This window comes from uncultured Methanobrevibacter sp., from assembly GCF_902764455.1.
Lineage (GTDB): Archaea > Methanobacteriota > Methanobacteria > Methanobacteriales > Methanobacteriaceae > Methanocatella.
On record NZ_CACWVY010000043.1, the window covers coordinates 12,778 to 27,232 of the forward strand.

The 14,455-nt window shown below is 31.7% G+C and carries 6 protein-coding genes; all 6 read left to right on the forward strand.

Annotated features, from left to right (window positions below; genetic code table 11):
• Window positions 1-61 precede the first annotated feature (61 nt).
• The 6 genes from QZU75_RS12810 to QZU75_RS11020 all read left to right on the forward strand — a co-directional run bounded on the left by QZU75_RS12810 (window position 62) and on the right by QZU75_RS11020 (window position 14,239).
• Complete coding sequence (locus tag QZU75_RS12810; RefSeq protein ID WP_296883752.1) at window positions 62-8,344, forward strand: Ig-like domain repeat protein; 8,283 nt, start codon at window positions 62-64, stop codon at window positions 8,342-8,344.
• A gap of 284 nt (window positions 8,345-8,628) precedes the next feature.
• On the forward strand, window positions 8,629-9,681 hold the full coding sequence (locus QZU75_RS11000) for a hypothetical protein (protein WP_296883754.1): 1,053 nt from the start codon (window positions 8,629-8,631) through the stop codon (window positions 9,679-9,681).
• 217 nt (window positions 9,682-9,898) lie between these two features.
• Entirely contained in the window at window positions 9,899-10,204 is a 306-nt protein-coding gene (locus QZU75_RS11005) for a nucleotidyltransferase domain-containing protein (RefSeq protein ID WP_296883755.1), read from the forward strand.
• A 26-nt stretch (window positions 10,205-10,230) separates the two neighbouring features.
• Window positions 10,231-10,554 carry a HEPN domain-containing protein gene (locus QZU75_RS11010; RefSeq protein ID WP_296883761.1) on the forward strand — a complete coding sequence of 108 codons (324 nt, stop codon included), beginning with the start codon at window positions 10,231-10,233 and terminating at the stop codon, window positions 10,552-10,554.
• A 338-nt stretch (window positions 10,555-10,892) separates the two neighbouring features.
• Window positions 10,893-13,238, forward strand: a complete 2,346-nt coding sequence (locus QZU75_RS11015; RefSeq protein ID WP_296883757.1) for a hypothetical protein — start codon at window positions 10,893-10,895, stop codon at window positions 13,236-13,238.
• Between the two features lie 188 nt (window positions 13,239-13,426).
• A complete protein-coding gene (locus QZU75_RS11020) occupies window positions 13,427-14,239 on the forward strand; it encodes a pseudomurein-binding repeat-containing protein (RefSeq protein WP_296883759.1) in 813 nt (270 codons plus the stop codon).
• Window positions 14,240-14,455 lie beyond the last annotated feature (216 nt).

Consider the following 14,455-nt stretch of genomic DNA (forward strand, 5'->3'; position numbering starts at 1 on the left):
ATGATTTAAAAAAATTAGTATCTGGATTTTATACGAATGAGTAATTCATAAGGTGTTTTTTATGAATAATAAATATCTCATATTGATGTTATTTGTTTTATTTTTAAGTGTAAGTATTGTATCTGCAAATGAAATTGATAATGATAATGGTACATCAATAAGTGTTGAATCACAAATTGAAAATGTAAATGATATTAATTTAAATGAAAATAATTTCGAAGATTCGGATGTTCTTCAAATTTCTTCTACTCAGGATTCCCTTCAAATAAATGATGAAGAGGTTATTGTTGTAAACGACTGGGTTGAACTACAATATTACTGTGCACAAACAGACAAAGATTATACTTTAAAATTAAAGGAAAACACTAATTATTATCCTTTGGATGTTGAAGACTCAAATTACCAAATTAAAATAAAGAATAATGTAAAAATTATAGGAAATGAAAATTCATGGATAGGTGATTATTCATCTGAATCTCGAAGAATACATTATATTGCAATCGTAGTTGAGGATAATGAAAAAGTAGGATTCACTTTTGAAAATGTCACGTTTAAGTGGATAGGTTCTACATATTCTCCACGGTCTATGGATGGTATATTTATTCAAATGGCAAGTTATAAAAAATACACAAATGTTTTTAAGAATTGCCAATTTTCTAATATCATTGTTGAATGTGGGCATTCTACTATTATTCATCTCAAAAAGGGCAATTCTCTTTTTGAAAATTGTAGTTTTATTAATTGTACTAGTAATTATGGAGTTTTAAGCATTTATGATAGAGATAGTGTAAAAACTACGGATATGGTGGTTAATAATTGTTATTTTGAGAATAATTATGCATGCACAGAACCTGGTTGTATTAACAATTGTGGTAAGTTAACGGTTTATAATACTACTTTTATTAAAAATAGGTCTTTTTGGTGGGCTGGTGCAATTCATACTCATGGTGGTGGAAATACTACAATTTATGACTCTAATTTCATTGAAAATGTAGCTGGATGGAATGGGGGTGCATTATACACTTATAGTTACCTACAAATTTATAACTCTGTTTTTGTAGGCAATAATTGTACTACTAATAATGGGGGTGGTGCAATAGGTGCATGTAAATATCAATCTATTCCACACATTTATATAGTGGGTTGTAGGTTTGAGAATAATAATAATAATTGTTGGGCTTTAGACGAATTGTCTACAGAAGGTACTGGTCGTGGTGGTGCGATATCAATAATGGATGAGGGTTCTATTGAAGTTCGTGAAACTACATTTGTTGCTAATGCTGCTTCAATTGGTACTGCAATTTGTGCTTGGGCAATGGAAGGTTATGGATCTCCAAGTATCATTATTTCTAATAATTCATTTATTAATCATACTCGTGAAGGTGATACATTAAATATACGTTATACTGGAATACCTGCAGTTGTAGAAAATAATTATTTTGAAGGCAATTCTATTGTATTTTCAAATTTAACTATCACTAAATTAAGTGAAGGTAGAGAACAGGCAACATTACAAATTAATGCTTCTTTAAAAAATCCATCGTATTATGATGAAGATATCTTAGATAAAACATTGTATGATGTTTACATATACAATAAGTATGTAAAGACTGTAAATACAACTGTTTTTTCTGTTGATTTTGGTGATTTGGATATTTGTGATGTTTATGTCATTCCAACTATTTCAAATAGAAAATCCAATGAAGTTACTTTAACAAGTACTCGTGAATATGTTTTTGTTTCTAAGAGTAATGGAAATGATTCTAACAATGGAGTTTCAAGAGATGCTCCAGTTAACACAATCAAACGTGCTCTAGAACTTGCTAAGAATTGTCGAAATATTATTTTGTTAGATGGTGATTTTTCAGAAAGTGGTATTCAAATTGATAATGCAGTTTCTATTAAAGGTGAAAGCAATGCCACTTTAACTGGTGATACCTCATTTATTTGTGATTCAAATTTCACTTTAAAGAACTTAAAAATCAATAAGTTAAGCACTGAGTATTTCATCAAGCAAAATACTAACAATTTAGTTATTTCTAACTGTATTTTCACTAACAACGATGCACTTTTAGTTTATAATAATGGATTTACTTCTTTAACAAATTCCATATTATTAAACAATTCTAAAGTAGTTGATGGTAACATTAATGATTGTGTTTTGGATTATAACTGGTGGGGCAATGAACCTTCAGATTTAAGTAATTATGTTACTTTAAATCTAACTTCAAACTTGGATTCTTTGGAGAATAATCAAAAAGCAAACGTTAAAGCTGTATTCTATTTGAATGATGGAAGCAAATACACTAAATTACCTGATATCGATTTTGACATCATTGCCTTGAATGGTGTTTCAAGCCAAAGTACTGTCAATATTGATTCCAGTTTTGTCTATACTTTAACTGCTTTTGATGATGGTGTTTTAACAGTCAGTTATAATAATGTTAATGTCACCAAGTCTTTTAAGTTTTTAAAGTCCAATCCAAGCATTTCATTAGAGACAACTGATATTATGTTTGGTGATAATGTAGTTATCACAGTCACAACCCCTATTGATGTGGAAGGCAATCTGACTGTTAATGTTGGAAACCTTTCACAGACTAAAGCAATCCAATCTGCAAAATCCACTTTTACATTTGAAAACCTAAAAGCAGACACATACGCTATTGCTTTAACATACACTGGTGATAAGAAATACTTAACAAAAGAGTTAACTGAATCTGTTAATGTAGCTAAGTATGAATCTACCACTCAGTTAAATCTCAGCACTGTTAATGTTGGTGAAGACGTTATTATAACAGTTAATACAATATCAACTTCAACTGGTAATGTTACTTTATCAATTAATGATAACGTTCAAACTTTAACATTAACTGATTCCAAGGCAAATTTCACTATTAAAAACATCAAAAGAGGAGATTATCTCATTAGTGCAGTTTATAATGGGGATGATAAGTATTTGACAAGTCAAGACTCCAAGTTCATTGAAGTGGATAATCTAAATGTTACAATGTCCATTAAAACAGATGATATTACTTATGGTGATAAAACAATTGTTAAAGTCACTTTAAATGATGATGCTACAGGTAATGTCATAGTAACTATTGATGGCATATCTAACCAGTCTAAGGTAGATAATGGTAAAGCTGAAGTTACTTTCACTAATCTTGATGCAGGATCCAATAAAAACATCACTGTGTTCTACACAGGTGATGATACATACTTCAACTTAACCAGCTCAAGCACTTTCAATATTGTTAAGGCGGATTTGACATTTACTATCTTTTCAAGTAATATCAAAATCGGTCAGTTTGCTGAAATTATTATTACTGTTCCGCAAAAAACATCCGGTACTTTCACAATAGGTGATGATGTAATCAATATCCCAATGTCTGGTGAAATTTCATATGTAATCCCTGATTTGGAAATCGGAAAATACACATACACTGCAACATACAACGGTAACAATTACTACACAGTATCTAAAACTACAAGTTTCACTGTTAGTGAGTATCCGATTCCACAAGTGCAAAATGAAGGTTTCAACACCCAAAACTCTCATAAATCACAGTATGAAACAGTAACTAATGGAAATATAGCTTTCACAATTCCATTCAACGAAACTTTATCAGGAGATTTAGGGATTGATAGTTTAGGAAATGTTTACATACCAACTCAATCAGGTATCTATGCATTCAATCAGACCAGTCAGTTGTGGTATTTCACATCCACTGCAGCTACAGGTAATCTTTCAGGGCTTGCAATCAGCAGGGATGTTATAATTGCTCCAAAATCTGGTGACACATTATACTTCCTCAATCAGACTTCCGGTGAGAGATGGGGTGAATCCAATATCTATCAGGGTTCAAGTTTCTTTGCACCAGTAGTTGATGATGCTACATTATACATTGTAAGTGAGTATCAAACTACTTCTGAAGACTATAAGCTGACAATTGTTCCATATAAGTTGTGGGAGAAAGGCGGTGACCCAACATTAATAACCATAGGTAACACACAACCGTTATGTTCTCCAACCTTAAACGAGAACATTATTGTAGTTGTTTCAGACAACAGATTAAGAATCCTCGATGCTAACTCATTGCAGACTCTTGCAATAAAATCAGGAAATTATTTGCCTATACGACCAATTATTGGGGAAGGCAATATTGTTTATGCTGTTTTAAGTGACAGTGTTGTTGCTTATAACAGTAATGGTGTACAGGTCTGGAAAACCAAGGTCACTAGTGGTGTTGGAAATATATTAGTGTTGGATAATGAACAGGGATTATATCATGTTAATTCCAGAGGAGTTCTTTATAAGTATGATTTGATTGATGGCAGCCAGTCCAAATTCTCCAGTTTAAAAGTAACTTCAGGAATCTTAATTGGTGCCAATAACAATCTATACTTTGGTTCTAACAATATGTTCTATGCATTGGATAGTGAAGGTAACATATTATGGAAGTCTGATTTAGGTTCTAAAATCATCGGTAATCCGGTCATGGATGCTTCCGGTCTGATTTATGTTCCAACCGAAAACAGTATAACTGCACTAACATATGCTCCTTTATTTGATCCTGATTTGAAGCTCAGTGTTGATGATATTGTTGAAGGTGAAAAGGCAACAATCACAATCACATGGGACAGTCAAACTACTGGTATTGTATCATACAATGTAAACGGCGAAGACATTACAGTCGATGCTGGGGGTGCTAAAGTCACTAAAGTAATTTCCGGTTTGACTAATGGTTACTATGACGTTAGTGTATCTTATCTTGGTGATATGAGATTTAAAGAAAGTACTGTGACTAAAACTTTTGTTGTAAGGTCAACTGATGATGTTGCAAACAACATCCAGTTCGACGGCAATCAAACATTCACATTCAACCTAAACAATGCGCAAGGTAATCTTACAGTCAATGTTGCAGGTAAAACATACAATAAAGCATTAATAAATGGTCAGGCCAGCATTACTATTGATAAGTTGTCTCCTGGTGACTGGGATGTTGTAGTAACATATTCCGGTGACAGGCAGTTCAACAAGGCAAACCGTACATTCAGTATTGAAATTCCTAAATACAGCGTTGATTTAAATGAGGTTATCTCTACTGAAAATGTTGTCTCAAGAATTTCAGTTTCACTTCCAGTTGATGCAACAGGTAACTTAACCTTGTCTGTAGGTACCAAAAAGTACACAGAAACAATAACTGCAGGTAATGCCGTAATCATTGTTGATGATTTGCCTGAAGGAAATTACTCTGCAACACTCACATATTCCGGTGATAATAATTATGAAAGTGTTTCTAAAACAGTCAGCATTAATCCGGCTAAAATTAAAGTAATCTTGGATGACACCAATGTTATTGTCAAGTCAGGCGCAGTACCTAAAGTTTCAGTTAAGCTGGACGCTAATGCTACTGGCAGGTTCACTGTATCTGTCGACGGTGAGGATTACTCTGCAGACATTTCAGAGGAGTTAATCATTTCTGATTTGGAACCTGGAAACTACACAGGAACACTAACTTACAGTGGTGATTTCAGATTTTCCAAGGCTTCTAAAGAAATCCTATTTGAAGTTCCAAAAATCACCTTGCAGTTCAACGACTCCAATTTCGTTGTCTCCAAACTCGATGATGGAATCATAGTTGATGTAACGTTGCCGAGTGATGCCCGTGGTGACATTATGCTTTCTGTAAACGGCACCAATTACACAGATAAATTAACTGGCGGTGTTTCATCTCTCAAAGTCACCGGTCTGACTCCTGAAAACTATCAGGCAACAGTAACATATGCTGGCAGTGACAAATACGAAGCGATAAGTAGGGTTTTCAGATTCTCAATTGGAATGGTTGATGTCAGCTTCAATGACACTACATTAAACGTCAAATCTCCAAGTCCTCAACCTGTTGTCAACGTAAAATTCGACAATGCAGTTACAGGTAACATTACAGTAACAGTGAACGATAGGGAATTTTTTAAAGAATTGATTAACGGCAGTGCTTCTGTTGAACTCACAGGTTTGAATCCTGGCAATTACAGTGCAATCGTTGCCTATTCTGGTGATGTGAAGTATGGTGCAACCGAAAAGTCAATCCAATTTGAAATTCCAAAAATCAGCACTACACTGGAAAACATGATTGTCAAATCCAACATTACAGTTCCGGTCATATCTATTGTATTGCCATTTGATGCAACAGGTAATATAACAGTGGTTGTTTCAGGTAAATCCTATACAAAAGAGTTAATCAATGGTAATGCTACTGTTGATGTGGAGGCTTTGGCTCCTGGAAGTTACAATGCTACCGTCACATACTCTGGTGATGGCAAATATGATTCATCAACCAAAATCGTAAACGTTATTGTTTCTAAAGTTGCTGTTGAATTGAATAATGACACTTTGGTTGTTGACGGTAAAAATGGCTCTTCAAGTGTGAGCATTGATTTGCCTGCTGATGCAACAGGTACTTTAACAGTTGCTGTTGGTGGAAAAAGATTTTCTGAAAACATTGTTGATGGTAAGGCTAGTGTTGATGTGGGTGGTTTGGCTCCTGGAAGCTACAATGCAACTGTCACATACTCAGGAGACAGCAAATACGATTCAATTACAAAAACAATTGAAGTTAATGTTGCCAAAGTCGTAACTGAGCTAAACAATAATACTTTGGTTATTGACAGTCAAAATGTTTCATCTGGTGTAAGCATTAATCTGCCTGAAGATGCAACTGGTACTTTAACAGTCACTGTTGACGGTAAAACCTACACTGAAAATCTGGTAAATGGTAAGGCAACCGTTAACATTCCAGAATTGGCCGATGGTGAGTATAACATGACAGTTACCTACTCTGGTGACGGCAAATATGAAGGAATGACTAAAACAACACTGATCAATGTAACTAATGCTGTTGTGGATAATTCCACAAACACTACTGTGGACAATTCAACCAATGCATCTGTTAAAGTTGATCCTGTTTTGGTCATAAGTGCAGATGATGTTAATGCAGGTGAAAGTGCAGTTATTAATGTTATTACCTCTGTTAAAACAGGTAAATTAGTTGTTAATGTGGATAATAAGGATTATGAGCTTGTTATCAGTAATGGTGAATCTAGTGTGGATATTTCTGATTTGGCTGTTGGTAACTACACTGTAGTCGCTAGATTTGCCGGTGATGACAAGTTCAATGAGGTTACTAATTCAACCAGATTCAGTGTTTTAAAGGTCAATGTTCCAGTTACCAATGAAACAATCAGCATTCCTGAAAGTGACGCTACTGAATATAGTGTTTCACTTCCATCTGACGCTACTGGTACTCTAACAGTTACTGTTGATGGTAAAGATTATAGCGAAACTTTAGTAAATGGTAAAGCCACAGTAAATATTCCTGAATTGAGTGAAGGTTCTCACAACATTACTGTTTCATATTCTGGTGACAGCAAATATTCACCAATCATTAAATCCAGTGTTGTTGTTAAAAATCCTGCAAACTCTACTGGTGGAAATAATACTGGAAATGCAACTGATGATAATAACTCCACTTCAGGAAATAACACTAATCAGTCCGTCAGCATTCCTGATGAGGCATTAAGCATTCCTGAAAGCGGAAGTGATTACAGCATTTCACTTCCAAGTGATGCTACTGGTACTTTGACTGTTACTGTTGAGGGTGTTTCATACACTCAAAAATTAGTCAATGGTAAGGCAACTGTTAGCATTCCTGAATTATCAGAGGGCTCTCACAACATTACAGTTACTTACTCAGGTGATGGCAAATATGCTTCATTCACCAAGTCAAGTGTTGTTGTTAAAGAGCACATTCCGGTAATCAAGCTCACTGCTTCCAACCTAAACATGCTCTACACTTCAGGTAAATACTTCAAAGTCAGATTGACTAGTGACGGTAAAGCTTTACCAAATCAGAAGATTAAAATCACAATCAACGGTAAGACCTACACTAAGACCACTGATAAGAACGGTTATGCTTCACTTAAAATCAGTCTTCCTCCAAAAGCATACACTGTAAAAGCAACCTACGGTAATTTAACAATTACTAAAAAGGTTACCGTCAAAAGCATAATCTCAGCTAAAAACATCAACGCCAAAAAGTCTTCAAAGTCAATCAAAATCAAAGTTACATTGAAAAAGGTTAACAAGAAATACCTGAAAAACAAAAAAGTCACTTTGAAGTTCAACAAGAAGACTTTCAAGGTTAAAACCAACAAAAAGGGTGTAGCAACTTTCACTATCAAAAACAGTGTCTACAAAAAGCTCAAAACAAACAAAAAGTACACCTACCAATTGATCTATGCTAAGGACAAGGTGAAAAAATCAATAAAATTTAAAAAATGAAGAGGAATTTTATATTCCTCAACTTTTTCTTTTTTTGAATATACATCGCACAATCTCTTCATCTAATTTTTCATAATAATTTTCATTTAATGGATTAGTTGCAAATTTTAAACATTATTTAAAGCAAAAACTATTAAAATAATTCATCAAATAATTAAGTATTCGCACACTTAAATCCGTGCATAGTTTCCATCCAGTAACATAACTTATTTTTATATGATGGTCAATTAGTAATAGTACAGTCATTTATTTTTGACTAATAATCTTATGGAGAAAATCGAAAAATGATGCACTATATTAACGACCATGATTTGATAAATGACTTTCACTGCAAATCCGGTCACAGCAACGGCTCAATAAAATCATATCAAACAGTATTCAACAAATACACAGAATTTCACAATATGAGCTTATGTGAACTTCTAGGCGAAGCAATTTCAGAACAGGAAAACAGAATTCCAGAAAACAAGCTAAGCATCTACGACAGAATAATAACATTCAGAAACCACCTAAGCAAAAATCATATGGTAAACACCATTACAAATGCAATATCCAAAATCAAGACATTCTACCTCTACAACAGGGTTTATCTGCCGTTCATACCTCCATTGAACAGAAAGCAGGTTAAAAAGAATGATATAATATCTTTTGAGGATTTGCCGACAAAGGATGAGCTGAGATATGCCTTAAGGTTTTCAGGTGACAATCTTGCACTGTGGATTCTTGTGATGATTTCATCAGGCTCAACAAGAGCAGAGGCAAAATCCATGACCAACGAAATGTTTTTTAATGGAACATTGGAATATCACAAAAAGGATAATTTTGAAGATGCGATGAAATACCTGTCAAGAAAAAATAATGTTGTCTGCACATGCAAGATGTTAAGAAAGAAAACAGACAAGCCCTACTACACATTCCTAAATCCCGAATGTGTTCAAAAAATCGCCAAGGTCAAATTAAAACAAAGTGACTTTAACATGGAAAATCCGCTTCTTAAATATGATGTGAATCATGTAAACTACCGCTTCAAGATCCTCAACGATTATCTTGAACTGGGAGAGGTTGGTGGCTTTTCACGCCTAAGACCACACATGCTTAGAAAATTCAATGCAACCCATTTAAGTCAGGGTTCAATTGAAAGGGGCTTGTTGGATATGGACTGTGTTGACCTGCTTCACGGCCGTGGAAAAAACAGTACCAGACAATCATACTTCAAGGACAATCCAGAGTATCTTAAGTTTGAATACATAAAAGCGATGAGCAACATTTCACTTTATCGGAGGTATGACTATAAGATTGTCAAAGGTAAGGTTAAGGTTATTTCAATGCCTTTGTAATTAAATATTGATATAATCATGTAATTTTGTAAATAGGAAGTAATATTCACTTGATTTAATATATAAAGACTTAAATATCTGATAAAATAAATAATTGCTTGTGTAATCGTTCTGATGAATGATTTAGGATAATCTTTGAAGTTTAGTTTGGACAATATATTTATTAAAAATAAATCTAATATAATATATTATCTAATTGTCTTTAGTGGTGATTTTCATGCATGATAGAATTAAAATAGCCAAAGAGTTTGCAAATACCATCAAATCAGATGACATTAAACTAATCATGCTGTTTGGATCTGTTGCCCGTGGAGATGACAGTGAAGAATCAGACATTGACATTTTAATTGTATCTCCAATTGCAGATAAAATCAAACCTGAAATCCATAAAATCGCTATGGATATAATTTTAGAAAAAGATGAAGTTATATCCCCAAGATTAATGACAGAAGACGAATTCAAAAAAGTAGAAGATTATCCATTCTTAAGTAACGTACTTAAAGAAGGTGTTGTGATTGGATAATCCAATTAATGTTGGTAAGTTAGTTAATCTCAAGTAAAATGTTATTTGAAGGCGGACAGTATAGGGACTCTGTTACCATGTCCTATTACGCAATGTATTCCTCAGCTTTGGCACTCTTGCTTAAAAAAGGCATTTCCCCAAAAACCCATGAGGGAACCCTAAGACAACTGGCCAAAGAATACGTTAAAGAAGGATTGCTTAGTAAGGAAACATATGGGTACCTTTATGATGCTCGTGAGACTAGAAACGATTCCAGTTACGGCTATTCAAAAACTTTTACAGAAGAAGATGCTGAAACACTTATTTTACAGGCTGAAAAATTCATTAATGAAGTGGAAACTTTATTATGATTTTTCAATTATTTTTTTATTTATTTAAGATGTTAATATTGATTGTGTGTTGAATCATTATTTTTTCAAATAAATATTAACTACTCTAATGTTAAGTATTTAAATTAAGATTTATATGATGGAATTTGCACTGGTTTAAAAAAGGAGGAGTTTATGAATTGTATATTGGTAAAGTATTGTTTATTTTTAATATAATCATTATTACTCTAATAATTTATAATATTTTGAGTAATCATTAATTGCATCATGTCTAAATATTATCTGATTCATATTGTTTATAAAAAAAATTTAAGTAAATAAAAATATATAATTAACTATAATTATTTTTGGTGTATATCATGCTTCAATTAAGAAAACAATTAAATACAAAATATCTCTCAAAGTTTGAAAAAATTGAAGATATTGTTTATAATATTGCAGGTAAAACTAGAATTTTTTTCCCAAAATACACTAACCATGGTACTGATCATTTGAATAATGTAGAGAATTATGCAAATTTAATGATTCCTGACAATATTAAAGAACAGATGTCTGAGGAAGAAATATTCTTTTTACTATGTGCTATATGGCTTCATGATATTGGGATGGTGCCTCAAGATGAACAAGAACTTAATAATTTTGAAAGTGCTAGTCAAAGGGAAGATTATCGGGATAATGTGCGTGAGTTACATCATATAAGAAGTGATAATTATATCAAAGATAATTATGATAAATTAGGACTTAATAAATTGGAAGCTAAAATTATTGGGCAAATTGCAAAAGGACATCGGAAAATTAATTTAAAAGATTATAAAATTATAAATTATAATGGAAAATCTATTAATGTGGCAGGTTTGGCAGCAATTTTGAGATTATCTGATGAATGTGATGTTTCAAAAGAGCGAGAATCCAAGTTATCTCCAATTGACATAGATGAAAAAACACGTGAAAAGCACTATTTAAAACATGAAATTGTTAATCATGTTTGGTTTGATCATGAAAAAGGCATAATATACATATCTTGCATAATTGAAAATGAAGAGGATTATGAGCCGGTTAATGAAGTATTTAATGAGATTAGTAATAAATTAAATCAAACCAGTGATTTTTTACTTGATTTTGGAATAAATCTGTGTTCAGTTAAGTTAGATACTAAATGGAATAAATTGCATGAAAAACAAATAATTTCATATATTGCTAATCATAATTGCGATATTACTTCTTGGAAAATTGATGGAATTTCTAATGAAGAAATTTATGAAATTTTGGATAATTTAAAAGCCGAAGGATTATTTAAAGAAGACAATTATACGCTGGGGTTTAAAAAGGAGGATACTGTTTATATTAAATTATTCAAAAAATTTGGAGGATCATCTAATTTTAAAACATTTTATTTTACAAAATATTCTCAGTCAACCATCCCAAAGTGTTTTGAAAATTTTGTAAATAAATTTTCTACCACTATTAAAGAAAATAAGGAAAATCGGTTGGAAATTCTTAAAAATTCCCCCACTGCTTTTTATTTAATGTTGAAGTTTGAAGATGTATTGGATGATAAAAAGTTTAATGAAAAAGAAACTGTTAATGGACCAGAAATGATGGATTATTTACTTTTAATGTCTCTTTTTAATGATGTAAATTATTATAAAGAAGAAATAAAATTTAATAATGTTAAAACATTTATTAGTCCTTTAATTAAGGGTGAAAACGAAGTTTTAAAATTAATTGAAGATTATAAAAATGAAGGAGAATTAAATGATAAGGAGATAATATCTGAAGAGAAAAGCAATGACAAAGTAGGTTATAATTTAAATTCATTTAATGAGATAGTTGATGTAATTAAATCAACCTATTCTTTAATTGAGTTTAATCGAATCATGAAAGAAAGGGTTTTAAAATTCACATTGCCTCCTATTAAAGATTCAAATATTTTTAGAAAAATCATGAAAAATAAACCTATGATTGAAAAAATTAAATTGAAAATAGGGGAGGATAGGGATGAAGTTCCATTCTTATTTAATTACAAAAATAATGAAATTATTCTTCTTGTTAGTTATATTGAAAAATTAGATATTCGTTTAAGGGTTAAAATATCTGATTTTGAATCCGATTCATGTCAAATAAGAATGTACATTTGTCCAAAATCTGAAAAAATTAAAGATATATTAAATTGGTTGAATTTTGTAAATAATAACTCTGAGAAAAATATTGAATTACTATATTTGGATGAAATATTATGTCATGGAACAATTCCGAAAAACAATATTGCTCCAGAAATAATTGATTTTTATGATACTATAAATAAATTTAATGATGAGTTTAAGTTAGATATTATGCATAAGTACGATTATGAAATTACAAATGTTGATAAAAAATACGTAGAATTCATTAAATCTTTAAAGAGTACTAAACAAATCAATGTCCCTTTCATAAATGTAAAATTAAATCTCACTGCCTCAAAACTAAATGAAATTATTAATACCGATAATCTCCCAATTGAAGTTGGCTATAATTATTTCCCTATTAAATTGCTTAATAATAATATTGATTTGGGCGAATACAAAGTAAATGTTGATGAAGCAGAAATAATCAATAAAACAGAATTATCAAAAATTGTTTCATCTCATGAGCCTCAAGATGTTTTAAATGTGACGTTGATTATTAAAGATAAAAATGAAGATGAATTAACACTAGATTTTAGTTAATGGAAAAATAATTTGAATGTATACTCAAGATGTTTTAATATAACTTCTTAAAAAAGGATAGGTTATAAAAATAATAATTCAAATAATCCTCATGTTTATATAGGGCATCTTCAAATTTTTCCTTGAAATTTTGGGAATTATAATATTTATAGTAATAATTAATAGCTATAATATATAAATAATATAATATGTTAGATAATAAAAGTATTGGTTGGACAAGTTTTTGCCAAGCAATGAATTCAATAGCATATTGGCTACTCCAAAACAAAAAGAAATATAAAAAACGTGATTATTACAAGATATTAACATTTAAAGGAAACTGCAATGATATTGAAAAGAAATCAAAGAAATTAGGTAATGATAAACTAGTGACAATGTATGTGCTGGCTGTAATCAAAGACAACAAGTCACTAGATTTCCTTCCAAACTTTGTAACACTAAAAAATGGAGAACAAATTGATAAAGCTGAATATGTGGACATGGCTATAAGGGTGGAAGCATACATCAGGGCAAACGGAAGGCTTCCTGCAATTGTTTATCGTAAATCAACATTGTCGGATTATACTGATTCCACAATGAAGCTGTTTGTCAAAACATTCAATTTCAAAGGAAACACCATTGATGAAGCTTTGGCTGTTATAGCAAAAAAGAAATTATACAGCAAATACTTCGATTCACAAAAGACAGACAAGAAAACAATAAATGATGCCAAAGCAGGTAAAGGTTCCAACTGTGTGGACTGGGGACAGGTATATTACAGAATTGCCAAATCATTAGGATATGATGTGCAGTTTGTCCATGTCAAATGTAGGGTATCCGGAACAGGCCATATAAGATTAAGACTAAAACATAAAAAACATACTGGAGGAAACTGGATTAACCGTGATCCAGCCGCAGTGGCAGATACAACTTCAGGAAATGTCAGATCCATCTGGTGTGATGACGGTTACCTAATAGCTTATGATCCATCATGGATATTCACAGATTTATATTCAAGTTAACAGTTAATGTTAACTTCTTTTATTTTTTACATTAATAATTAGCTTTAACTATTAAAACTAATTTTTTTAAAACTGTTTATTTTAATTTAAAGAATTGAAACTAATTTCTCAAATGAATTTTTCATGAATCGATTATTAATCAAATGCTCTCACCATTTCTTTAAATACCTTCCATAAAAGACATATTAATTACCCATACATGGGGAGGTGCATATG